This is a genomic window from Agrobacterium tumefaciens (assembly GCF_013337285.1).
Taxonomy (GTDB): Bacteria; Pseudomonadota; Alphaproteobacteria; order Rhizobiales; family Rhizobiaceae; genus Agrobacterium; species Agrobacterium burrii.
In genome coordinates this window covers 60,483-83,520 of record NZ_SUPW01000003.1, presented here as the reverse complement: position 1 = coordinate 83,520, position 23,038 = coordinate 60,483, and the positions used below count along the sequence as shown (strand labels likewise).

At 60.5% G+C, this 23,038-nt stretch carries 19 protein-coding genes; 11 read left to right on the top strand and 8 right to left on the bottom strand.

Annotation, left to right across the window (positions count from 1 at the left end):
• Positions 1–43: 43 nt before the first annotated feature.
• The gene (locus FCH38_RS10500; RefSeq protein ID WP_174373716.1) at positions 44–1,351 is read right to left on the bottom strand and encodes an NtaA/DmoA family FMN-dependent monooxygenase; all 1,308 of its coding nucleotides are present in this window, start codon (positions 1,349–1,351) and stop codon (positions 44–46) included.
• Positions 1,352–1,710: 359 nt separating this feature from the next.
• Here FCH38_RS10500 and FCH38_RS10495 point away from each other — a divergent pair, with 359 nt between their 5' ends.
• The 8 genes from FCH38_RS10495 (at position 1,711) to FCH38_RS10460 (ending at position 11,585) form a co-directional block, all read left to right on the top strand.
• Positions 1,711–2,778 (top strand): ABC transporter substrate-binding protein, encoded by a 1,068-nt coding sequence (locus FCH38_RS10495; RefSeq protein ID WP_174373715.1) that lies wholly within the window; start codon positions 1,711–1,713, stop codon positions 2,776–2,778.
• A 7-nt stretch (positions 2,779–2,785) separates the two neighbouring features.
• Entirely contained in the window at positions 2,786–3,679 is an 894-nt protein-coding gene (locus tag FCH38_RS10490) for an NmrA family NAD(P)-binding protein (RefSeq protein ID WP_174373714.1), read from the top strand.
• Positions 3,670–4,839 carry an LLM class flavin-dependent oxidoreductase gene (locus FCH38_RS10485; RefSeq protein WP_174373713.1) on the top strand — a complete coding sequence of 390 codons (1,170 nt, stop codon included), beginning with the start codon at positions 3,670–3,672 and terminating at the stop codon, positions 4,837–4,839. The genes FCH38_RS10490 and FCH38_RS10485 overlap by 10 nt, the downstream gene beginning before the upstream one ends.
• A gap of 92 nt (positions 4,840–4,931) precedes the next feature.
• Positions 4,932–6,131, top strand: a complete 1,200-nt coding sequence (locus FCH38_RS10480) for an amidohydrolase (protein ID WP_174373712.1) — start codon at positions 4,932–4,934, stop codon at positions 6,129–6,131.
• 34 nt (positions 6,132–6,165) lie between these two features.
• Complete coding sequence (locus FCH38_RS10475; RefSeq protein WP_174373711.1) at positions 6,166–7,755, top strand: ABC transporter substrate-binding protein; 1,590 nt, start codon at positions 6,166–6,168, stop codon at positions 7,753–7,755.
• A 439-nt stretch (positions 7,756–8,194) separates the two neighbouring features.
• Positions 8,195–8,545: a DUF3088 domain-containing protein gene (locus FCH38_RS10470; RefSeq protein WP_149899311.1), complete on the top strand. Its 351-nt coding sequence runs from the start codon at positions 8,195–8,197 to the stop codon at positions 8,543–8,545.
• 39 nt (positions 8,546–8,584) lie between these two features.
• Positions 8,585–10,180 carry an ABC transporter substrate-binding protein gene (locus FCH38_RS10465; RefSeq protein WP_174373710.1) on the top strand — a complete coding sequence of 532 codons (1,596 nt, stop codon included), beginning with the start codon at positions 8,585–8,587 and terminating at the stop codon, positions 10,178–10,180.
• A 52-nt stretch (positions 10,181–10,232) separates the two neighbouring features.
• Complete coding sequence (locus tag FCH38_RS10460; RefSeq protein ID WP_174373709.1) at positions 10,233–11,585, top strand: LLM class flavin-dependent oxidoreductase; 1,353 nt, start codon at positions 10,233–10,235, stop codon at positions 11,583–11,585.
• Between the two features lie 16 nt (positions 11,586–11,601).
• On the opposite strand, the gene FCH38_RS10455 is transcribed toward FCH38_RS10460, so the two are convergent.
• From FCH38_RS10455 to FCH38_RS10425, 7 genes are all read right to left on the bottom strand, one after another.
• Positions 11,602–12,573, bottom strand: coding sequence for a LysR substrate-binding domain-containing protein (locus tag FCH38_RS10455; protein ID WP_174373708.1), 972 nt, complete (start codon positions 12,571–12,573; stop codon positions 11,602–11,604).
• 38 nt (positions 12,574–12,611) lie between these two features.
• On the bottom strand, positions 12,612–13,850 hold the full coding sequence (locus tag FCH38_RS10450; RefSeq protein ID WP_174373707.1) for an acyl-CoA dehydrogenase family protein: 1,239 nt from the start codon (positions 13,848–13,850) through the stop codon (positions 12,612–12,614).
• 70 nt (positions 13,851–13,920) lie between these two features.
• Positions 13,921–14,976, bottom strand: coding sequence for an aldo/keto reductase (locus FCH38_RS10445; protein ID WP_174373706.1), 1,056 nt, complete (start codon positions 14,974–14,976; stop codon positions 13,921–13,923).
• A gap of 19 nt (positions 14,977–14,995) precedes the next feature.
• Positions 14,996–15,931 (bottom strand): ABC transporter ATP-binding protein, encoded by a 936-nt coding sequence (locus FCH38_RS10440; RefSeq protein WP_174373705.1) that lies wholly within the window; start codon positions 15,929–15,931, stop codon positions 14,996–14,998.
• A complete protein-coding gene (locus tag FCH38_RS10435) occupies positions 15,909–16,907 on the bottom strand; it encodes an ABC transporter ATP-binding protein (RefSeq protein ID WP_149899304.1) in 999 nt (332 codons plus the stop codon). Before FCH38_RS10435 ends, FCH38_RS10440 begins: the two co-directional genes overlap by 23 nt.
• The gene (locus FCH38_RS10430) at positions 16,904–17,899 is read right to left on the bottom strand and encodes an ABC transporter permease (protein WP_174373704.1); all 996 of its coding nucleotides are present in this window, start codon (positions 17,897–17,899) and stop codon (positions 16,904–16,906) included. Before FCH38_RS10430 ends, FCH38_RS10435 begins: the two co-directional genes overlap by 4 nt.
• Positions 17,896–18,885: an ABC transporter permease gene (locus FCH38_RS10425; RefSeq protein WP_174373703.1), complete on the bottom strand. Its 990-nt coding sequence runs from the start codon at positions 18,883–18,885 to the stop codon at positions 17,896–17,898. Before FCH38_RS10425 ends, FCH38_RS10430 begins: the two co-directional genes overlap by 4 nt.
• 270 nt (positions 18,886–19,155) lie before the next feature.
• Here FCH38_RS10425 and FCH38_RS10420 point away from each other — a divergent pair, with 270 nt between their 5' ends.
• From FCH38_RS10420 to FCH38_RS10410, 3 genes are all read left to right on the top strand, one after another.
• On the top strand, positions 19,156–20,763 hold the full coding sequence (locus FCH38_RS10420) for an ABC transporter substrate-binding protein (protein WP_174373702.1): 1,608 nt from the start codon (positions 19,156–19,158) through the stop codon (positions 20,761–20,763).
• A gap of 67 nt (positions 20,764–20,830) precedes the next feature.
• On the top strand, positions 20,831–21,862 hold the full coding sequence (locus tag FCH38_RS10415) for an ABC transporter substrate-binding protein (protein ID WP_174373701.1): 1,032 nt from the start codon (positions 20,831–20,833) through the stop codon (positions 21,860–21,862).
• The gene (locus FCH38_RS10410; RefSeq protein WP_174373700.1) at positions 21,859–23,031 is read left to right on the top strand and encodes an acyl-CoA dehydrogenase family protein; all 1,173 of its coding nucleotides are present in this window, start codon (positions 21,859–21,861) and stop codon (positions 23,029–23,031) included. The genes FCH38_RS10415 and FCH38_RS10410 overlap by 4 nt, the downstream gene beginning before the upstream one ends.
• The last annotated feature ends 7 nt before the right edge of the window (positions 23,032–23,038 follow it).

The following is a 23,038-nucleotide window of genomic DNA, read 5'->3' as shown; positions in this document are numbered from 1 at the left end:
TGGAGATGGACCTGCGGCGCTTCAACAGCGCCGCATCTGCCGTTCAATCGGGATAGGGCAGACCATAGCGGTCGCGGATCGTCGCACCTTCGTATTCGCGCGGGTAAACGCCGCGATCCTGCAGAACCGGCACGACCTTTTCCACGAATTCGGCAATATCGTCCGGTGCGCGCGGCGGCTGCAAGGTGTAGCCATCCACCGTGCCATCCTGCCACAGGTCGATAATGCCGTCCGCCACCTCTTCCGGCGTGCCGAGCAGCAGCCGGTGGTGTCCTTCCGAGCGCCTTACGGCCTCACGGGCGGTGAGCTTTTCATGGGTCAATAACTCGGAAAGGCCAAGCCCCATACCAACTGCCCATTGCCGGTTCTGGTCGGGAATAAAGCGCTCGCCATCGAGTTTTACGTCGGGATCGAAATCGCGCGGATCAATGCCGTTTTCCCTTGCGAAGCGTGCCAGAAGACCGTCTTCCGAGCCGGTTCCGCTGTAAAGTTCGTGTTTGCGAAGCGCCTCGTCACGGGTCTCGCCGAGAATGACGACGAGGCCGGGCACGATGCGGATGCCGGAGGGATCGCGGCCGAAAGAGACGGCGCGGTCGCGGACCTTTTTACCGAAGGCCTGACCTGCCGGTCGGGACAGGATATTGCAATAAATGATCTCGCCGTGGCGCGCCGCCAGATCGATGCCGCCTTCGGAAGCGCCAGCCTGGGCGATGACGGGATGTCCCTGTGGCCCGCGCGGCACGTTGAGCGGGCCTTTGACATGGAAGAACGCCCCCTCATGATCGATCGTCTCGGCGGTCGTCGCATCCCAGAAGCGGTCTTCCGGTACCTCGCCTTCGCGGCGGGGGTCCCAGCTTGACCAGAGTTTCTTCGCGACATCGAGAAATTCGGTGGCCTTGGCATAACGTTCGCTGCGCGGCGGCAGCGGGTCGTTACCGAAATTGGCGGCGACACTGGGGTTGAAGTTAGAGACGATGTTGACGATCAACCGACCGCCGGTGACGACGTCGATGGATTGCGTTCGTCTCGCAAAATTATAGGGAGAATTATAGGTGGAGGAAACCGTCGCCACGAAACCTATATCCGGCACCTGCGCGGCAAGCGATGTGGAGAGAATGAGCGGATCGATGGTATGAAACGGGCGGCTGGCCGGGTCGGTCAGCAATGCCGGATGATCGGACAGGAAAACGGCATCGAACCGGCCTTTATGCGCCAGCTCCGTCAGCCGCCGATAATAGCCGATATCATTGATATCGTGCCGGTCGCCGCTGCGATATTTCCAGGCATTGGGAAGATATCCTGTCGTGTTGATGCCGACATTGAGATTGAGCCGGCGTTTGGTCTTGCTCATGTTTTTACTTTTTCTTTTCAGCCCGTGTTGGATTTCCGGCCTGCGGCCGGTGCAATTGCCGGGAAGCGTAACAGCCGGGGTTGCGGTCGCGAGTTAAAAATCCTTGCCGCTCGGAGAAGAAAAACTTTCGCGGGCCGTCGTATCCGGCCCGCAGTTGAAGGGGGAGGTGGTCGAGGCGCGGACGATTATTTCACCGAAAATGCTCCTGTTATCGAAAGGATATTCTGTCTTCCCTCCGGAACGGTCGCGATATGGAAACGAATTTCCTTAACGCCCCCCTAAATAGTACACTTTATCTATAGAAAATATCCTGCGGCGTGTAGCGTGCTGTCCAGATCGCAATTTCGAGGACGAACGCCATGGCTGATGCCGCCCTTCGCCAAGCAACCCAACCCGTGACGTTGTGGTACACACGCTGCCCGGCGCCAACGCCGCTTTCCATCGCGGTGCAGCTTGGCTGGATCGAGGAACGTTTCGCCGGCCATGGCATCTCTGTTTCCTCCATTCGCGATGCGGCTGATCCGGCCATCCGCCAGAGCCATTTCGATCACCGGCTTGACTGGTCTTTCCGTCAGGGCGGCAATATTCCCCCCATCTGGGCGAAATCCGGTGGCCGGAAAACGCGGCTGGTAGGGCTGACGAGAACCGACGAATTTCAGGCCGTCATCGCCTTGCCGGCAAGTGGAATTAGCAAGGGCGGAGATTTGAAGGGGCGGCGCGTCGGCCTGCCGAAACGACCGAACGAAACCATCGATTTTCAGCGCGCGACGTCCCTGAAGGGCATCGTCTCGGCATTGACCGTTTCCGGCCTCTCTGTTGCGGATGTCGAGCTGATCGATCTGACGGCAAGGGAACCGGTGCTGCTTGGGCCGACGGATGAGAGGTTCCACGGTCTGCGCCGACGGCTTCCCTATGGCGAGGAAATCGCAGCACTGCACCGCGGCCATATCGATGCGTTTTTCGTGAAGGGTGCGGAAGGCGTCACCGTCGCCAATCTCATCGGCGCGCAGGTCGTCGTATCGACGGGGTTTCATCCTGATCCGAAAATCCGCATCAACAATGGCACGCCGCGCCCTTTGACCGTGGATGCCACCTTTGCCGACGAGCGGCCCGATCTGGTGGCGGAACTGGTGGCCACCGTGCAGCGGGTTGCCCAATGGGCGAATGAAAATCCGGCGGAAGCCGTGCGTTTCATCGCCCGCGAGATCGGCGTCAGCGAGGAGGCGGTTCTGGCCGCCAATGGTGCGGATGTGTATCGCAATCTCCAGCTCGATCTTGACCCGGCCGAGCTGGATGCGCTGAGCCACTTCAAGGATTTCTTGCTGGAATGGAAATTCATCCCTGACGATTTCGATGTGCGGGAGTGGGCCGATCCACGCGCCCTCTCTTTATTGCAAGGTGCTGCGCAACGCCGTGCGGGAAAGTGAGGGTGCCATGACAGCCACCATTCTTGTCACCGGCGCAACCGGCAAGCTGGGCCAACGTGTCGTCAGCCGTCTTTTGCAAAAGCAGGTGAAGGCACGGGCGCTGACCCGCCGGCGTGAGGAAGCGCTCCAGCTCTGGGGCGACAGGGTGGATATTGCAGAAGGAAACTTCTCTGATCCGGCCAGCCTGAACAATGCCTTGCGTGGCATAGAAACGGTCTTCCTGCTTTCGCCCATCGGTGAAACGCTGGCGACAGACCAGAATGCAGTCATCGATGCGGCTCTCTTTGCCGGCGTGTCGCGGATCGTGAAAATATCCGGCTCCGACTGGACCGTTAAGCACGCCGCGCGCTCCATCTCGGGTGCGGCCCATGCGCAGGTGGAAGCGCATCTGGCCGGGAGCGGCATCGCGCACACGGTGTTGCGGCCAAATGCCTGGATGCAGGTGGCGCTGGAGCCCGTTGTTGTCGCGCTGCGCAGGGGAGAGGATGTGCCCGCCCGTTTCGGCAATGCGGCTGTCTCCTTCATCGATGCCGATGATATTGCCGATGTGGCTGTTGATGCGCTGACCGCCAGCGCACCGCTTGCCGGCCCCCTGGTGATCACCGGTGGCGAAGCGCTGACGGCGCTGGAAATTGCCCGCATCGCTGCTCGTATCCTGCATCGTCCGGTCGGAGTATCGCACAACGTCCCGGCCTTTCCGCCCCATATCGGCGCGTTCGAACAGAAAGCGATAGGCGAATTCGGCCAGCTCATCCGCGAAGGTCTCGCCGCTTCCGTCAACGATAATATTCACCAGATTACCGGTCGCTTGCCCCGTGGGGTGGAAGGTTATCTGCGCGCACGGCTGGCTGCGCCCACCCCGCAGGGCGATCATTCCGAGGGAGAAAAGACATGGCGCTGACTGCCCCATTGCAAGATGGCCACGAACTGAAAGGTCCGGCCGATTTCGAAGACAGCCCGCTCAGCCGGGCGGTAAAACAGCCGCTGATGCTGGGCTTGTTCCTCAATCTGCAGGACATCAATTTCTCCAGCCTGCCGACCAGCAACAGCTGGACGTTCGATTACAATGTCGAACTGGTGAAGCGGGCGGAAGAGCTTGGTTTCGAGATCGCCTTCAGCCGCACGCAATGGCTGCCCAAGGGCGGTTATGACGGCGAATCCTCGCTCGACAGTTTCATCGCGCTTGGCGCCATGGCAGCGGTGACCAAGAGCATTCTGCTGATCTCCACCATCCATGTGCTTTACGGGCCTCTCCATCCGCTGCATCTCGCCAAATATGGTGCGACGCTGGATCATATCGCCAAAGGACGCTGGGGCATCAACATCGTCACCGGCCACCGCGCCATTGAACATGAAATGTTCGGCTGGCAGCGCATCGACCACGACAAGCGCTACGACATGGCGGGCGAATTGTTCGATGTGCTTCACCGGCTGTGGGGCGAAACCGAAAACTTCTCCTATGAGGGTAAGCTCAATCCGTGGGCGATCAATAATGGCTGGATAACGCCGAAACCCGCCTTTGGCCGCCCGCCGTTGGTCACCGCGACGGGGTCGCCGGCAGGCATCGATTTCGCCGCCCGCCATTCCGATCTGGTCTTCGTCACCTCACCCGGTGGATCGCATATAGACAGCGCGCTGGAAACGCTTCCCGATCATGTCGCCACCATCAAGAATCGCGCCAAGGCCTATGGCCGGCAGGCGAAGACGCTCATCAATCCGATCATCGTCAGCCGCGACACGGAGAGGGAGGCCTTTGCCTATGCCGATGCCATCGAGGCGGGAAAACCGCAGTCCGGCACCCGCGCCTTCGCCACCAATAATTACGACAGCGACGCCCATGCCTGGCGTGGTCGCGGCGATGCGCGCCATAAACAGGGGCGCAATCTCGGCGGCAATATCGAAATCATCGGTTCGCCGGAACAGGTGGTCGAGCAGCTTGTCGGCCTGAAAAAGGCCGGCATCGATGGCGTGCAGCTGAATTTCTACGATTTCCGCGAAGACCTTGATTATTTCGGCGAGCGCATTCTGCCGTTGATGAAGGAGGCGGGTCTGAGGCTCTGACGCCTCTTCCGCCCCGATTTTCCAGTTCCCAAGCTTGCACCTCGCAATCGCCGAGATTGCGACAACGATATTTTTTGCCCTGAGGAGATACCGTGAATATTGCCGCCGATCCCGTCAAAACATCAGCACCGAAAATTCTGGAGCGGATCGGGACCTATGTTCCCGAACTCGTCTCCATCCGCCACGATCTGCACCAGCACCCGGAAATCGGTTTCGAGGAGGTGCGCACATCAGGCATCGTCGCTGAAAAGCTCGCTTCCTGGGGCATCGAGGTGCATCGTGGTTGTGGCAAGACCGGCGTGGTCGGTGTGCTGCGCGGCCGCCACGCGGGCAATCGCTCCATCGGGCTCAGGGCCGATATGGACGCCCTGCCGATGCCGGAGGAAACCGGCCTGCCTTACGCGTCAATCTATCCCGGCAAATTCCACGGCTGCGGGCATGATGTGCACACCACCATCCTGCTCGGCACCGCCCGTTATCTGGCGGAAACCCGTGATTTCGCCGGCACGGTCGTCTTCATTTTCCAGCCGGCCGAGGAGGGTCTCGGCGGCGCGCGCGCCATGATCGCCGATGGGCTGTTTAGAGATTTTCCCGTTGACGAGATTTACGGGCTGCACAATTCCTCCCATGCAGCCCCCAATCATCTCAAGGTTTCGCCCGGCACCATTCTGGCGGGTGCGGATTTCTTCGATATCCGGCTGAAGGGCAGGGGCGCGCATGCGGCCCATCCGGATGTCGCGCGCGATCCGGTGCCGGCCACGGGGGAACTCATTCAGGCCTTGCAGACCATCGTCAGCCGCAACATACCGCCCACCGATCCCGCCGTGCTGTCGATCACCCGCATCGAGGCGGGATCGGCCTATAACGTCATTCCCGAAACGGCCTCGATTGCCGGAACCGTGCGGGCCTTCTCCGACAGCGTGCGCGAAACCATTCGGGGCCGCATCCGCACCATCTCGGATCACATCGCCGCGGCTTACGGCCTGACTGCCGAGGTGGATATTCGCGACATATTCTCGGTTTTGACCAATGACAACGCTTCGGTGGACATCGTTGCCGGCGTGGCGCGCGAGGTGCTCGGGGATGAGCGCGTTTCCACCGAACCGGGCCGCTTCATGGGCAGCGAGGATTTCGCCGATCTCCTGAAACACGCGCCCGGCGCGTTTTTCACCCTTGGCCATTCCGGCACCCTGCCGGCCCACAATCCCGGTTTCATCGTTGACGACGCCATTCTTCCGGTTGGGGCCACCCTGTTTGCCCGGCTGGTGGAAACCCGGCTGAAGGCTGTCTGAAAATTTGAAAACGAGTCTGCAAGAGGAAACATCCATGGATATTACAAGACGTAAGACATTGCTTCTGGCCGCTGCGCTGAGCGGGGCTGTCCTGTTGCCATCATTGCCGGCAGTGGCGGCGGAGGCGCCGAAAAAGGGCGGGATCGTCACTCTTGCGGGTCTTGGCGAGCCGACGACGCTGGTGCCGCTTTCCGATTCCAACACGCGCACCCGCGCCATTTCCACGAAAATCCTCGAAGGGTTGGTGCGGTTCGACGGCGAGTTCAAACCGCATCCGGTTCTGGCCGAAAACTGGGAAACATCGGCCGACGGACTGCGCCACACTTTCAGGCTGCGCAAGGGCGTCAAATGGCATGACGGCAAGGATTTCACGTCGCAGGATGTGAAATTCTCGCTGCTGGCCTTCAAGAAGGTCGGCCCGCGCGGGCGCATCACCTTTGCCAATATTGCCGATATCGAAACACCCGATCCGCTGACGGCTGTGGTGGTGCTTTCCAAACCCGCACCCTACCTTCTGCGGGCGCTGACGGGCGGCGAAACGCCCATCCTGCCGGCCCATGCCTATGCTTCGGAAAACTACAATGAAAGCCCGAACGGCAATGCGCCCATCGGCACCGGCCCCTTCGTTTTCGAGGAATGGAAACGCGGCAGCTATGTGAAGCTCAAGAAGAACCCGAATTACTGGCAGGCCGATCTGCCCTATCTCGACGGTTTCGTGGCGCGCTTTGTTGCCGATGCGGCCTCCACCACCATTTCGGTGGAAACCGGCGAGGCGGATTACACAGCCGATGTTTCCTACAGCGATCTGGAGCGCCTGCGGCAGAATCCGAAACTTGCGGTGGAGGTCTATACCGACGCCTATCTCAACAATGCCGCCATCTTCGAGTTCAATCTGGAGAACCCGATCCTTGCGAAAAAAGAGGTCCGGCAGGCGCTGGCCCATGCCATCGACCGCGATTTCATCAACGATGCAATCTTCTTCGGAACAGCCAAACCAGCTGGTTCAAACATTCCGGCCGTCTTCACCGCCTATAATGATGAAAAGCCCTTCACCTATCCCTTCGATCTCGCCAGGGCAAACGAGTTGCTGGACAAGGCCGGTTACCCGAAAGGCGCGGATGGCACCCGTTTTTCGTTGCGGCTGGCCTTCCTGCCATCCGACGTCTTCCGCAAAACAGCTGAATATCTGCGTTCCTCCTTCGGCAAGCTCGGTGTGAAGGTGGACATCGTTGAAGGCGATCTCGCCACCTTCATCAAGCGCGTTTATACCGAGCGCGGTTTCGACCTGACGGTGAACGGCATCAGCCGGCTTTTTGACCCGACGGCGGGCGTGCAGCGTCTCTACTGGTCGGACGGCATCAAGAACCCGGCGCCTTATGTCAACGCCGCCCACTATAACAATCCCAAGGTGGACGATCGTTTCCGCGCTGCCGCAACCGAGGTGGATGAGACAAAACGGGCGGCGCAATTCCACGACATTCAGAAAATCACCGGTGACGACCTGCCGAATTTCTCGATCGTCGCTTTACCGACCGTCATTCTGCGCAACACCAGCCTGAAGTCTCTCGTGACGACCATCGACATTGCCTATGGCGATCTGGCGACGGCCTGGAAGAGCGATTGAGGGCAAGTCCGGCGATCCTGTGGAGCGAGAGTAATGACGAACCTTCCTCCACATTCGACGTCGTCCTCGGTCTTGTACCGAGGATGTGCCAAGTCATCCTGGCCTTGTAGATTGCAGATGCCCGGGATAGGCCCGAGCGTGACCAAGGAGAGGTTTTGCGCCAACGACCTCTCACCAGAACCCGGCAATTCTGCCGGGTTTTTTATTGCCGAAATCTGCCCTCCATTCTTTTTGCACCTTCGCGCCGCGCGCCCGTTTTCGAGAAAAACTTTGCGCATGAAACATGTCGGCCGAAACAGCGATGTTACTAACGGAAATTTCGAAAAAATCAGTTTCATCAGTAATTTAGCGCAAAGTAATTCTTCGTTTTAAAGCAAGAATTGCTTTCTGGACCCACGCTTTGGCCACCTGCACTGTGAGCAGGAAATCTCACCTGCAAATGATGGATGCCATGGCCAAGGACACACTTTTTCTGATCGCCCCCGGATTTGAGGACCCGAAACTCCCCGGTGTCCGGTTCGTCTGCCCGCATTGTAACCAGATCGAAGGCCTGCTTGCCGCCTTTCCAGAGCTTGCGGCGCAGATCGATATCCGCCGGGTCGGTTTTCAGCGTCCGCGTGAGGCGGTCATTGCTGTCGTGGGTGAAGAAAACCAGTCACTGCCGCTGTTCGTCTTTGCCGGCGATGTGCCCAGCGACGCGACGGCCAAGGGCGACACGCATTTCATTCAGGACACCAAACGCATTTTGCAAATTCTTGCCGAGCGCCATGGGTTCCCGCAGCTGCATTGAGTTGCCGCACCCGCACATCGGATTTTTTCGGAGACAGACATGACCTTTTCCAGACGCCAGTTTCATAAAATAGCCCTCGCCGCCGGCGCTTTCGTGGCGCTGCCGGGCGGTTCTTTTGCCGCCGCCGAAGAGCCCGTTTCAGGCGGCACGCTGAAGATCGTATATTTCCCTGAGCCGACCCAGTTGGTGGCCATCAACACCAGCGCGGGTGGCCCGCAGTTCATCGGCTCGAAGATTTACGACGGGCTTTTGACCTATGATTATGAGCTTTCGCCGCAGCCCAGCCTTGCGAAGGAATGGAGCGTTTCGGCCGACGGGCTGGAATATGTCTTCCATCTGCAGCCGAAAGCGAAATTCCATGACGGCAAACCGGTGACATCGGCGGATGTGGAATTTTCGATCCTGCGGCTGAAGGAAGCCCATCCGCGCGGCCGGGCGACGTTCTCGCATGTCGAAAGCGTCGATACCTCCGATCCGCTGGTCGCAAAGGTGAAGCTGTCCAAACCGGCACCGGGCCTGATCACCGCGCTCGCCTCGTCGGAATCGCCAATCGTGCCGAAGCATATTTTCGAAACCTTCAAGCCGACCGAAAATCCGAAAACCGCCCAGATCATCGGCAGCGGTCCCTTCGTGCTGAAGGAATGGGTGCCGGGCAGCCACGTCCTGCTGGAGAAAAATGCGGATTATTGGGATGCGCCGCGCGCCCATCTCGACCGCGTCATCATCCGCCTTATCAACGATGCGGGCGCCCGTGCGGCCGCACTGGAAACCGGGGAAGGCGATATCGGCCCCAACCCGGTGGCGCTTGCCGATCTGGAACGGCTGAAATCCATCCCGACGCTGAAGGTGGATGACCGCATCTATGCCTATGCCGGCCAGCAGAACCAGCTGGTGATCAACCTGGAGAACGACTATCTCAAGGACTTGAAGGTCAGGCAGGCCATCGCCCACGCCATCGATGTTCCGGCGCTGATCGATACCGTGCTTTACGGTTATGCCGTGCCGTCGCCCACGCCGATCAGCCCCGGCCTTGCGAAATTCCACAATCCCGACATTGGTTTTGCCAAGTTCGATATAGCGCTTTCGGAAAAGCTGCTGGATGAGGCGGGCTTCCCGCGCAAGGACGGCGGCAAGCGCTTCAAGCTCAGGGTTACCACCAACCCGTTCAATCCACAGACCTATTCGGATTTCATCGCGCAGGCGCTGTCGAAAATCGGTATCGAGGCGGATATCCAGAAGTTCGATTTCGGCACCTATGTGAAGGTAGTCTATACCGACCGTGCTTGGGATCTTTCGGTCGAATCCCTCTCCAACACCTTCGATCCGACGGCCGGCGTGCAGCGCGTCTACTGGAGCAAGAACTTCAAGATCGGTCTGCCGTTCTCCAATGCCAGCCACTATTCCAACCCGGACGTGGACCGGCTGCTGGAAGCGGCGGCGGTGGAACCTGACATCGAAAAGCGCGCGGCGTTCTTCAGGGAGTTTCAGGCCGTCGTCGCCAGGGATCTCCCCGTCATCAATCTCGTCTCGCCCATCCAGCCGGTCGTCGGCAGCGTGCGCATCAAGGATTATGCGACGGGGGCGGAAGGTCTCAGCGGCAATCTCGCCAAAGCATGGGTGACGAAGGAAGCGTGAGGTTTCCTCACCTTTTTCGAAGCCGAGTCAGAGTTAAAAAGGGTTCATCGCCATGAGCAGAAAATCCGAGAAGCTGGTCCTCAATGCCTTCATCTATCCGGGCGGACATCATGAGGCGGCCTGGCGGCATCCAGAGTCGGAGCCGCACCGCGTCACCGATATAAGGCTCTATCAGGATATTGCCCGCAAGGCCGAGGCGGCGAAGCTGGATGCGATCTTCTTTGCCGATGCGCCGGTGCTGGATGCCAATATCCGCTATGCCGCCCGCCATCGGCTGGAGCCGATCACCATGCTGGCGGCCCTTGCCGCCGTCACCGAAAAGATCGGCTTCATCGCCACGGCCTCTACCACCTATTACGAGCCTTACAATCTCGCCCGGCTGTTCGCCTCGGTCGATCATATCAGCGGTGGCCGGGTGGGCTGGAACATCGTCACGACCTCGGCCGATGCGGCGGCCGGCAACTTCAATCTGCAACAGCATCCGCCCCATGCCGACCGTTACCGGCAGGCCATCGAGTTCGTCGATGTGGTGACGAAGCTCTGGGACAGCTGGGAAGACGACGCCATCGTCGCCGACAAGGAGAGCGGGCTTTTCGCCGATACCGACCACATTCATCCTGCCAATCACGAAGGTGAGTTTTACCGGGTGCGGGGCGCTCTCAACCTGCCGCGCTCACCGCAGGGCAGGCCTGTCTATGTGCAGGCCGGCTCCTCGGAGGAGGGGCGTGGTTTTGCTGCCCAATATGCCGAGGCGATCTTTACCGCGCATCAGACTCTGGAGAGTGCGCGGTCTTTTTATTCCGATATCAAGCGTCGCGTGGCGGCCACGGGGCGCAATCCCGCCCATGTGAAAATCCTGCCGGGTATCAGCCCCTTCATCGCCTCCACCGAAGAGGAGGCACGAAAACTCGAGGCCTCCTTTAACGATCTCATCCAGCCTGCCTTTTCGCTCGGGCAATTGCAGCGCATCACCGGCATAGACCTCTCATCGGCCGATCTCGATCAGCCCTTGCCGCAGGAGGCTGTGGAAGCCACGCGGGCGCAGGCGGATAGCAGCCGTCATCAACTGGTTCTCGATGTCATCGACCGGGAAAACCCTACGATCCGGCAATTGCTGCACCGGCTTGCCGGCGGGCGCGGCCACAAGGTGATTTCCGGAACGCCGCAACAGGTGGCGGACTGGATCGAGACCTGGTTCCGGCAGGGTGCTGCCGACGGCTTCAACATCATGCCGCCATGGCTGACTGGCGGGTTCGATATTTTCGTGGATGAGGTGGTGCCGATCTTGAAACAGCGAGGCCTGTTCCGCGAGGATTATGAGGGCGATACGCTGCGCGACCATTATGGTCTGCCACGGCCCGAAAATATATACGCGGCCAAAGAGTTGCAAAGGGAACGCGCCTGAGGTGGGACGGGCGTGTTCAGGCGGCGGTCTCTAGGGAGAGTATATCCTCGCGCAACAAAGCGAGTAGAGATGCGACCTCCGGCAGCCGCCGCCTGTCGGGGCTGGTCAGCAGGTGATAACGGCTGGCCGTCGGCTGCGGTGCGCCGAAAGGTGCAATCACGCGGCCGCTTTTCAGCTCTTCCGAAATCAGGGAGTGGCGCGCAAGGCCGATGCCGTGGCCAGATAAGATCGCTTCGATCAGCGCGGTCTGGCGTGAAAAACGGGGGCCGGTGGCTGAAAGCCTGAACGGAATGCGGCAGGCGCGAAGCCAGTTTGCCCATTCGAAAGCGGCGTCCGCGCCATTGCCGCGCAACATCGCAAAGGAGAGATCGCGCAGCCGGTCAGGCTCGCCGCAAAGCCGGTGGCGGCTGGCGAAATCAGGCGTACAGACGGCGCTGACGGTGTCGCTGAAAAGCGGCTCGTGAATGAAACCGGGGATGTGCGCATGGGTGGCGATAATGGCGCAATCGGCGTCGAAATGAGTGAGGTCGATGGTGTCGCCCTCAAGGGATAAGATCGAAAGGTCCATATCAGCAAGCGCAGATGCGATGTTGCCCAGCCGTGGCGCCAGCCAGCGGGCGGCAAAACAACCTTCCGCCAGAATCTTCAGCTGCGGCCGGGCGTTCGAAACCATCAGGTCGGAAAGACTGCCGATCATCGTCTCGAAAGCATCGGCAAGGCCGGGATAAAGCGCGCTGCCGGCATCGGTCAGCAGCAATTCGCCGCGCTGGCGGCTGAAAAGCGGCTGACCGAGATGGGTTTCGAGAATTCGGACCTGCTGGCCGATGGCGGCGGTCGAGACATGCAGTTCCTCCGCTGCCCGCGAAAAGCTGGCATGGCGGGCGGCAACAACGAAGGCGCGCAGCGCCGTCAGCGGCGGCAGCCGGGAAAGTGTCGGCAGGCGAAAAGCCGCCCGGCTCCCGGCGGGAGCGATAAACTCCGTTCTCATTACTGCTCCTCCTGTGCCGCCTGCCATCTTCCGCATGGTCAGAACACCCGGCCTTCCCTGAGGTGGGTCGTGGTGCCGTTGAGGTAATAGTCGCCGATCACCCGCGCCTTATGGGCCAGCGGATTGTGATTGTAGACGGTGCGGATGTTGCGCCAGTGGCGGTCGAAATTCCGATCGCTCGATGTCGCCGAGCCGCCGCCAAGTTCGTAGAGATTGGTGGCGACCGTCAAAGAAAGCTGCGAGGCAATGATCTGGGTGCGGGCGGTGGCGAGCGAACCTTCCAGCAAGGCCGCTTCTATCGCCTCTTCATCACCATTCGCAAAGGCGACAGCCGTTCGGTCCAGCGTTCTGGCCGCTTCGCGGATGAGTGTCTTGACGGCGAAAGCGCCGGCGCTGATTTCGCCGAGCGTCTTCTGCACGAAGGGGTCTTGATTGGCGGTTTCCGCAGCGCTGTGAAGCGTGGTGCGCGCTTGGCGCAGAACATACTCCACACCGTCGTTGAGCGCCCCCTGAACCGCGCCGGCGGCAGATGCGGCGAGATGCAGTTGCCGCATGGCCGAGCTGTGGCGGCCGATCTGGGTGCCGAGCTTGCGGGTCGTCAGCTCATGCGGCAGCACCTCGACATTCTCAAGCAGCACGCCGCCGCTTGCGGTCATCCGCTGGCCCATGCTGTCCCAGTCATCGAGAATGGTGATGCCGGCACGATCAAGCGGAATGAGCACGCCGATCGGCTGCTCGTCATCGCCAATGGCGCTGAAGGTGCCGAAATCGGCAAAGGCGGTGCCGGTCGCATACCATTTGCGGCCGTTCAGCCGGTAGCGGTCGCCATCCGCACTCAGCCGCGTGGTGATTTCGCCGGGGCGTTTGGTGCCTTGTTCGGTGCTGGCGCCCGCGAAAAGTTTGCCGGCGAGGACCTGTTCGAGATGCCGCCGGTCCTCCAGCTCGATGGGTGCCAGCGCGAGATTTTCGGTGAAGTTGAAATGGCTGCGAAGTGCGTGCGGAATATTGCTGTCGGCTTCCCCGAGGATCATCAGCACTTCAATATAATCGGCAATCGAGCCGCCCGGTCCGCCCTTGGCTTCGGGGACACGCAGCGTGCCGATCTTCGCCTCTTTAACAAGGGCGAAGATGTCGAAGGGCAGGTCACGCTGGCGCTCGCGGCGGGCGGCATCCCTGGCCGCGATAGCCGCAATGTCCTTAGCCCGGGCCAGAATCTCGTCACGGCTCGGCACGCCGGAATTGTCGGTGGTGGTTGTCTGTGGTTTCAGATTGGACATTGCGGTTTTCCCGTGAGCGGATGTGAGGGCCTGCGACACAATTGCGCCGCAAGCATATTCGTCTGGACGATCAGGCGACCGCGCGGGGCTTAAGCGCCGGGCGGTGTGCGGCCTCGAGATTACGCGGCACGCGGCCTTCGACGGGATGGCTCGGATCGTTGAAGCCGGGTGTCGAGGGATGGCCTGTCGTCACAAGGCTGTCGACCAGTGCTTCATCTTCGGCATCGATTTTCACATCGAGGGCGCGGATATAGCCGTTCCAGTGCTCTTCAGTGCGCGGGCCGGTGATGGCGGCGGTGACGAACTTGTTGTTCAGCACCCAGGCGAGCGCGAAATCTGCTGCCGAAACGCCCTTCGATGCGGCGTGCGCCGCAACCTTCTGGGCAATTTCAATAGATTCCGGACGCCATTCTGTTTCCAGAACGCGCTTGTCGCCACGCCCGACGCGCGTGTCGGCGCCCGGCTGTTCGCCCGGCTGGTATTTGCCGGTCAGCACACCGCGCGCCAGCGGGGAGTAGGATACGACGCCAAGGCCATAGTGATTGGCCGCCGGCAGCTGCTCGGCTTCCGCCGTGCGGTTGACGATGTTGTAGAGCGGCTGGCTGGCAACCGGTCGGTCGATGCCGAGCTGGTCGGCCAGATGCGCAATTTCGGCAATGCGCCAGCCACGGAAGTTCGAAACGCCGAAATAACGCAGCTTGCCGGCACGGATGAGATCGGCAATGGCGCGCAACGGCTCTTCCAGCGGCGCATCGAAGACGGCGCGGTGGAAATAGAGGATATCGATATAATCGGTGTTGAGACGGCGCAGCGAATTCTCGACGGTCTCGATCACCCATTTGCGCGAATGCCCGCCGAGATTGGGACCCTTGGTATGGGAATTGACGAATTTCGTCGCCAGAACCCAATGATCGCGCGTGGCCTTGATGCCGCGACCGACGACTTCTTCCGACTTACCGTCGTGATAGACGTCGGCGGTATCGATGAAGTTGATGCCCTGTTCGCGCGCCTTGTCGATGATGCGGAAGGCCACGTCATCCGGTGTCGGGCCTCCGAACATCATGGTGCCGAGGCTCAGCGGTGAAACTTTCAGCGCGCTGCGTCCGAGATAGCGATAGTCGACCATTATGGTTGCTCCTTTAAGTTTATTGGGCATGGTGGCAGGCCACGGCGTGGTTCTTGCCGAAAAGGGTGTAATCCGGCGCTTTTTCGCGACAGAGATCGGTGGCGAGCGGGCAGCGGGTGTGAAACCGGCAGCCGGATGGCGGATCGTGCGGGCTTGGCAGGTCACCGGAAATGGGTGCGGCCTGCTTGCGGCGGGCGGGGTCCGGAACGGCGGCGAGCAGCGCACGGGTATAGGGATGTTTTGGCGAGGCCCAGAGTTCCGCGGTCGGCGCGCTTTCCACGATCTTGCCGAGATACATGACCAGCACCCGGTCGGAAAAATAGCGCACGACCGAGAGGTCATGGGACACGAACAGATAGGAGAGCGACAGCCGCTTCTTCATCTCCACCAGAAGGTTGAGGATTTGCGCCTGTATGGAAAGATCGAGCGCCGAGACTGGCTCGTCGCAGACTACCAGTTCCGGCTCCAGAACCAGTGCGCGGGCAATGCCGATGCGCTGGCGCTGGCCGCCGGAAAATTCATGCGGATAACGGTCGAGTGCGTCAGGCGGCAGACCCACCTGTGCGATGATGGCCTCGACGATCTCGCGCTGCTGCGCCCTGTCGCCGATGCCATGCACTTTCAGCGGCGCGGTGAGGATGGTGCGAACCGTGTGACGCGGATTGAGCGAGGCGAAGGGATCCTGAAAGATCATCTGGATGCGGCGGCGGATGCCGCGCAACTGTGATGACGACATTGCCGTCACATCCGCGCCTTTGAAGGTGATCCTGCCGGACGACGGCTCGACCAGCCGCATCAGCGACTTGCCGAGCGAGGATTTGCCGCAGCCGGATTCACCCACCAGCGCCACCGTCTCGCCGGCCTCGATGTCGAGCGACACGTCATCGACGGCGCGCACGGTGCCGCGTCCGCCCGTGTAATGGGTGGAGAGGCTATGCACTGACAAGAGCGTCATCGGATACCTCCTGTGATGTCGGGAATACGAAGGGGCAGGCGGCGTAGCGGCCTTCCGAAATCGGCCGCAGCGGCGGCACGAATTGCCCGCAGAAACCACGGGCGCTCGGACAGCGCGGCCGGAAGGCGCAGCCACGTTCCCCAGTGGCGGAAACGATGGATCCGGGTATTTCGATGAGCGGCCCGTCACGATAATGCTGGCCGTCTTCGGCGCGCGGGGAGGCGGCGAGCAGGCCGCGCGTATAGGGGTGGTACGGGTTGGAGAAGACCGGTTCCGGCAGACCCTCTTCCACCTTGCGGCCAGCATACATGACCATCACCCGGTCCGCCCATTGCGCCACGATGCCGAGATCGTGGGTGATGAGAATGACGGCCATGTTGAGATCGCGGCGCAGATTGTCGAGCAGTTGCAGGATCTGCGCCTGTATCGTCACGTCGAGCGCGGTCGTCGCTTCGTCGGCGATCAGGAGTTTCGGATTGCAGGCGACGCCGATAGCGATCATGACGCGCTGGCGCATGCCGCCGGAAAGCTGGTGCGGATAGTCATCCACACGGCGGCCGGCATCGGGAATATTGACGAGGTCCAAAAGCTCGATGGCGCGTTTGCGGGCCTGACGCCGGTCGATTTTTTCATGGATGCGCAGCACTTCGATGATCTGTTCGCCAATGGTCAGGACGGGGTTCAGCGAGGTCATCGGTTCCTGAAAGATCATGCCGATATCCCGGCCGCGAATGCCGCGCCATTGCCGTTCGGACAGCGGCAGGAGATCGCGCCCTTCAAGCAGAACCCGGCCGCCGATCTTGGCGTGGGAGGGAAGCAGGCCGATAAGGCCGAGTGCGGTCAGCGATTTTCCCGAACCGCTTTCGCCGACGATGGCCAGCATTTCACCGGATTGTACGTCAAAGCTGACGCCCTTGACCGGCTGGGCCGCGCCGAAGCTGACGGAGAGATCGTGGACTTCGATCAGTTTGCTCATCGGCGTTCCTCCGAAAAACGCGGGTTGAGCGCATCGTTGAGGCCATCGCTGATGAGGTTCAGCGAAATGACGGTGAAGACGATGGCAAGGCCGGGAAGGGCGGTCAGATACCAGGCGGTGCGGATGACATCGCGGCCCGAACCGATCATCGACCCCCAGGAAACACGGTTGGGGTCGCCCAACCCCATGAAGGACAGTGCTGCTTCCATGAGGATCGCGCCTGCCACCATGACGGAGGAGGTGACGATGATCGGCGGCAGCGCATTGGGCAGAATTTCCTGAAAGACGATCCGCGCATGGCCATAACCGAGGCTTCGAGCCGCCAGCACATAGTCCTTCTCGCGGATGGCGCGGAATTCGGCGCGGGTGAGGCGGGCGACGAGCGGCCAGGTGATGATGCCGATGGCCGATGTGACCGTGGTGACCGAGGGCTGGGCGATGGCGACGAGCACGACCAGCAGCACGAAATTCGGCAAGGTCTGGAAGATTTCGATCAGCTTGACGAGGATATCATCGATGATGCCGCCGAAATAACCGGCAAAAGCGCCGACCGAGATGCCGATGGTCAGGCCGATCAGCGTCGCCACGACACCGACAGTCAGCGAGATACGTGCGCCGTGCACGATGCCAGCCAGAACATCCCGGCCCATGCTATCGGTGCCGAGCGGATAGGCCGGGTTCTGGCCGGGCCAGAGGAAGGGACGGGCGACCATTTCAAGCGGGTCGCCGGGATAGATCAGCGGGGCTGTGAGAGCGGCGATGAGGACGGTGGCGAGAAACAGCAGCCCGACGATGGCGTTGGGGTTGGTCAGGAAGATTTTCAGTTCCCGCCGTAGGCCACGCCGGGGCACGGAGACAGAGCGGGCGGAAAGCGCATCCGGCGCATGAATATAGGGCCAGAGCTTTTCCTCGGGCTTTTTCGGTTTTGGATTGGTCTCTTCAGCGTCGAGTTCGGCCGTGTCGAGAACCGCAGTGATGGGGGAGGAATTCATCGGCTTTCTCCGATGCGGGGATCGAGCCATGCCTGCAACAGGTCCACGGCTGCATTGACGATGATGACGACGAGGGAAGAAAGAAGCAGGATGCCGAGCAGCACACTGAAATCACGCGCCATAACGGCCTCGAAAGCGAGGCGGCCAAGGCCGGGCCAGCTGAACACGGTCTCGACCACGACCGCGCCGCCCAGCAGGCCGCCAATATGCATGCCGGCCATTGTCGTGATGGGGATGAGCGCATTGCGCAGAATATGGCGTGTGGTGAGCCGGAGCGGCGAAACGCCCTTGGCGCGCGCCGTGCGCACATAGTCCTGGGATTTTACCTCCAGCATCGCCGCACGGGTAAGGCGGGCATAGATCGCCAGAAAATAAAGCGCCAGCGAAAGGGCGGGCAGAACGATATAGCGCAGCCTGTCGAGAAAGGCGGCGAAACCGGTGAGGCTGCTGCCGATGGTGCTGTCACCGCCTGAGGGCAGCCAGCCGAGCTTGACCGAAAAGGTGAGGATGAGCATCAGGCCGATCCAGAAACCCGGCACGGAATAAAAGATCAGCGAGCCGATGGAAATGATCCGGTCCGGCAGCTTGCCGGAAAAAAGCGCCATGATCGAGCCCAGGAACACGCCGACGAAAATCGCAATGGCAAGTGCTGCTCCCATCAGGGCCAGCGTGCCGGGCAGGCGCTGGCCGATGAGATCGGCGACCGGCATGCCATAACGCGGCGAAAATCCGAGGCTGAACTGGGCCAGATTGCCGAGATAGTTCATGAGCTGATGCACGATCGGCAGGTCCAGTCCGAAGCGCGAGCGCATTTCGGCCATGGTCTCGACGGTTGCCGAACCCGCTTCCGCCGCCAGCACATCCGCCGCATCACCCGGCGCCAGTTGCAGCAGGAAGAAGTTCAGGATGACGATGCCCAGCACCGTCGGAATGGCCTGAATGGCTACCCGCTTTGCCTGGGATAAAATCCTCTTCGAATTCGACATCGGCTCCAGTCCACAATCTTGCAAAACATAAATCAGCCTCTCTAAGGCATGAGTATTAGTTGACTAATTTTATGGAATTTGTCAAAGAGTAATAGAATTATTTTCTGAAATTAACGGAAAATAACACGTTATAAAAAAGAAAATTCCTAATTAAAAGCGTTGTTGGTGTTTCATGCCAATATCGCTCTTAGTCATGAAACAAACTTCTTTCAAAACGTGGCCATTCAGTTTCACCGGTTTTTGCCGGCAATATCAAGGAGAGGGTATCGCATGACTGTTTTCAACCAGACGACGCGGCGTGGGTTTCTGCTGGCGTCCGTGGCGCTCGGCGTCGTGTCATTGCCGGGGCTGAAGCTTTTCGCGGCGGAGCCGACAAGCGGCGGCACGGCCACCCTGCTGATCGCGTCGGAACCGCCGGTGCTGACGACCATTGCGCACACGGCCTATAATTCCGTCTATATATCGCCCAAGGTCACCGAAGGGCTGCTGACCTATGATTTCGACCTCAATCCCAAGCCGCTTCTGGCCAAATCCTGGGATGTGAGCTCAGATGGCCTGCGGTACACCTTCAATCTGCGGCCCGGTGTGACGTGGCATGACGGCAAGCCGTTCACATCCGCCGATGTGGCGTTTTCCATCTCCACCATCAAGGAAGTGCATCCGCGCGGCCGCAATACCTTCCTGAACCTCACCAGCGTCGAGACGCCGGATGAGTTGACGGCGGTTCTGGTTCTTTCCAAGCCTGCACCTTACCTGATAACGGCGCTTGCCGCAGCTGAAACGCCCATCGTGCCCAAACATCTCTACGAGGGTACGAAAGTCACCGAAAACCCGGTCAATCTCGCCCCCATCGGCACCGGCCCGTTCAAGTTCAAAGAGTGGGTGCGCGGCAGCCATATCGTTTTTGAGCGCAATGCCGATTATTGGGATGCGCCGCGCCCCTATCTCGACAAGCTGATTGTTCGCTTCATTCCGGATGCTTCTGCCCGGGCGATTGCCATCGAAACCGGAGAGATCGATCTCGCCCCCAGCACGCCGGTCGCCTATAGCGATCTCGACCGCCTGAAGGAGCTGCCGAGCCTCGGCTTCGAGACGAACGGTTATCAATATACCAACTCCATCAGCCGCGTGGAATTCAACCTTGAAAAGGACGTCTTCAAGGACGTGCGGGTGCGCCGCGCCTTCGCGCATGTGATTGACCGCAATATCATCTTCAACACGGTCAATTTCGGTTATGGCGCGACGATAACAGGGCCGATCAATCCGAAGCTTGCGAAATGGTATGTCAACGATCTGAAGACATATCCGATCGACCTGAAGACGGCGGAAGCGCTGCTGGATGAGGCCGGATACAAGCGCGGTGCGGATGGCATCCGTTTCAAGCTCAATCTCGATTATGTGCCGAGTACCGAGGCCTATCCGCGCGGTGCTGACTATATTCGTCAGGCGCTGGCCAAGGTCGGTGTTGACGTGACGGTGCGCACCCAGGATTTCGCCACCTATACCAAGCGCATCTACACGGATCGCGATTTCGATTTTGCCTATGAGGGCATGAGCAATCTCTTCGACCCGACCGTCGGCGTGCAGCGGCTTTATTGGTCGAAGAACTTCAAGAAGGGCGTGCCATTCTCCAATGGTGCGGCCTACAGCAACCCCAAGGTCGATGCGCTTCTCGAAGCCGCCGCCATCGAGATCGATCCCGACAAGCGCGTCGCGCAATGGAAGGAAATCCAGCAGATCCTCGTCGAGGATGTGCCTGCCATCGACATCGTCGCCGCCCCTGAAATCACCATCTACAACAAGCGCATCGCCGATCACACCATCGGTGCCGAAGGGGTGGCGGGAAGCCTCGCCTTCGCGCATATCGCCGCATCCTGATCGTCTCGCCAGCCCCGGCCCGCTTTGCAGGGGGCCGGGACTTTTCCCTTTCATCGAGGCCAAAGCCATGAGCACGACACTTTCTGAAATCTGGTACACACGCTGCCCGGTGCCCACGCCAGTCGGGCTGGCGGCGCAGCTCGGTTATCTCGGGCAGACCTTCGAGGAGGTCGGCATCGCGCTGAAATCCATCATCGATTCGCCGGATCGTTCCGTGCGGCAAAGCCATTTCAACCACACGCTGGAATGGTCCTTCCGCCACGGCGGCAATGTGCCGCCCATCCGCGCCCGTTCCGAAGGGCGTAATACGCGTCTTATCGGCATTACCTGGACGGATGAGTTTCAGGCGATCATCACCCTGCCGGAAACCGGTATCCGCTTGCTTGCCGATCTCGTCGGCCGCCGTTTCGGCGTGCCGCGCCGGCCGGAAGGCATCGTCGATTTCATGCGGGCAACGGCGCTGAAGGGCATCACCTCGGCGCTTTCGCTGGAAGGGCTGAAGGTCGAGGATATCCAGCTGACGGATATCGTCATCAAGGATTCGGTGCTGGCCTCGCAGGAGGGGCCATCGCTTTTCGGCCTGAAGCGTCGGCAATCCTTCGGCGAGGAGATCATCGCGCTGTTGCGTGGCGAGGTCGATGCGATTTTCGTCAAGGGAACCGCCGGCATCGCCGCTGCGAATCTTGTGGGTGCGGTGCAGGTGGCGGAGTTCGGTTTTCACCCCGATCCGAAGATACGCATCAATTCCGGTTCACCCCGTGTGCTGACGGTTGACGGACGGCTTGCCGATGAGCGCCCCGATCTGGTGGAGCGGCTGGTTGGTGCCATTGCCAGAGCCTCGCTCTGGGCGGAGCAGCATCCGGAAGAAACCCGCCGGTTCATCGCGCGTGAGGCGGGCGCGACGGAAGAACAGGTTCTTGCCGCCAACGGGCCTGATGTTCACCGCCATCTTGGCCTCGGTCTCGATGCGGACCTTGTTGGTGCTGTCGGCCATTACAAGGATTTCCTGCACCAATGGGGTTTCCTTGAAAACGACTTCGATCTCGGCGGGTGGATTGACGACCGTTTCGTCACGGCAAGTGAAAGGGCGGTTGCATGAGCGTCGCACTCTCCGCCGTTCCGCCGGTGCAGCCTTCCAGTCCCGTCGCCATCGCAACCGCGCTGGCCGAAGATTTCAGCCGGACCGCAGCGGATCACGACAAAAGCGGCGAATTCGCCGCCGGAAATTTCGAGGCGCTGTTCAAATCGGGCCTGCTCGGCCTCGTCACCGCTGAAAAAGACGGCGGCTGGGGGGAGGGCATGGAAACAGCGCATGCCGTGATCGCGGCCATTGCCAAGGGTGATCCCTCCACCGCCCTCATTCTCGCCATGCATTACAGCGTTCATGCCGCAGTCCGGCGTGGCAAGTGGCCGGCGGCTCTGGCCGCGAAGGTGCTGGCCGCCAATAGCAGGGAGCTGGCGCTCTTGAACAATGCGCAGGCCGAGCCGGGTATCGGTTCGCCGGCACATGGCGGCCTGCCGGAAACGACGGCGCGGATCGAGGGCGAGTTCTGGGTGGTGAACGGCCGCAAGAGCTTCGTCACTGGCTTGCCGGGCCTTAAATGGGCAATCGTGCTGGCCGTGACGACAGAGGAGGTGCCGCGCCTGATCCAGCTTCTGGTTCCCATCGATGCGCCCGGCATCGCCCAGGAAAAGGCATGGGAAGCGACCGGCATGTATGCCACCGCAAGCCACGATCTGGTGCTGGAGGAGGTGAAGGTGCCGCTTGCCGATCTCGTCGCCGAACAGCCGGCGAACGAGCCGCTACGGCGCGACGAGGTGGATGGTTATAATTTCTTCGTGCTTCTGGCGTCCGTCTATCATGGTGTTGCGCTTTCGGCGCGTGACGCACTGTTGCGCCATCTGACGGGCCATGTTCCCGCCAGCCTCGGCGCGCCGTTGTCCTCCATTCCCCGCATTCAGGAAGGTCTCGGTCAGATCGAAGTTCTGCTGGCGGCAAACAGGCGTCTGCTTCTTTCCGTCGCGCGCGATATCGATGCGGGTGAAAAGGTGGGAACGGATGCGCTGGCCGTTCGGCATGTGGTGATCGACAATGCAGTGGCGGTGACGGATCTAGCGCTGGAACTCGGCGGCAATCGCGGTCTGCGCCGGGACTATAATCTCGAGCGTCATCACCGCGATGCCATCACGGCCAGAGCGCATGCGCCGCAAAGCCATATGATCCGCACGATTCTCGGCCGACAGATCATCAAGTCCGTGAGCGGTTGAACGGCGA

What these genes read in the sequence shown, in the direction of transcription:
- FCH38_RS10410 (WP_174373700.1), top strand. Translation starts at nt 21,859, where the DNA reads ATGAGCGTCGCACTCTCCGCCGTTCCGCCGGTGCAGCCTTCCAGTCCC.
- FCH38_RS10485 (WP_174373713.1), top strand. Translation starts at nt 3,670, where the DNA reads ATGGCGCTGACTGCCCCATTGCAAGATGGCCACGAACTGAAAGGTCCG.
- FCH38_RS10430 (WP_174373704.1), bottom strand. Translation starts at nt 17,899, where the DNA reads ATGAATTCCTCCCCCATCACTGCGGTTCTCGACACGGCCGAACTCGAC.
- FCH38_RS10450 (WP_174373707.1), bottom strand. Translation starts at nt 13,850, where the DNA reads ATGTCCAATCTGAAACCACAGACAACCACCACCGACAATTCCGGCGTG.
- FCH38_RS10475 (WP_174373711.1), top strand. Translation starts at nt 6,166, where the DNA reads ATGGATATTACAAGACGTAAGACATTGCTTCTGGCCGCTGCGCTGAGC.
- FCH38_RS10470 (WP_149899311.1), top strand. Translation starts at nt 8,195, where the DNA reads ATGATGGATGCCATGGCCAAGGACACACTTTTTCTGATCGCCCCCGGA.
- FCH38_RS10465 (WP_174373710.1), top strand. Translation starts at nt 8,585, where the DNA reads ATGACCTTTTCCAGACGCCAGTTTCATAAAATAGCCCTCGCCGCCGGC.
- FCH38_RS10420 (WP_174373702.1), top strand. Translation starts at nt 19,156, where the DNA reads ATGACTGTTTTCAACCAGACGACGCGGCGTGGGTTTCTGCTGGCGTCC.
- FCH38_RS10415 (WP_174373701.1), top strand. Translation starts at nt 20,831, where the DNA reads ATGAGCACGACACTTTCTGAAATCTGGTACACACGCTGCCCGGTGCCC.
- FCH38_RS10435 (WP_149899304.1), bottom strand. Translation starts at nt 16,907, where the DNA reads ATGAGCAAACTGATCGAAGTCCACGATCTCTCCGTCAGCTTCGGCGCG.
- FCH38_RS10495 (WP_174373715.1), top strand. Translation starts at nt 1,711, where the DNA reads ATGGCTGATGCCGCCCTTCGCCAAGCAACCCAACCCGTGACGTTGTGG.
- FCH38_RS10500 (WP_174373716.1), bottom strand. Translation starts at nt 1,351, where the DNA reads ATGAGCAAGACCAAACGCCGGCTCAATCTCAATGTCGGCATCAACACG.
- FCH38_RS10445 (WP_174373706.1), bottom strand. Translation starts at nt 14,976, where the DNA reads ATGGTCGACTATCGCTATCTCGGACGCAGCGCGCTGAAAGTTTCACCG.
- FCH38_RS10455 (WP_174373708.1), bottom strand. Translation starts at nt 12,573, where the DNA reads ATGAGAACGGAGTTTATCGCTCCCGCCGGGAGCCGGGCGGCTTTTCGC.
- FCH38_RS10490 (WP_174373714.1), top strand. Translation starts at nt 2,786, where the DNA reads ATGACAGCCACCATTCTTGTCACCGGCGCAACCGGCAAGCTGGGCCAA.
- FCH38_RS10425 (WP_174373703.1), bottom strand. Translation starts at nt 18,885, where the DNA reads ATGTCGAATTCGAAGAGGATTTTATCCCAGGCAAAGCGGGTAGCCATT.
- FCH38_RS10440 (WP_174373705.1), bottom strand. Translation starts at nt 15,931, where the DNA reads ATGACGCTCTTGTCAGTGCATAGCCTCTCCACCCATTACACGGGCGGA.
- FCH38_RS10460 (WP_174373709.1), top strand. Translation starts at nt 10,233, where the DNA reads ATGAGCAGAAAATCCGAGAAGCTGGTCCTCAATGCCTTCATCTATCCG.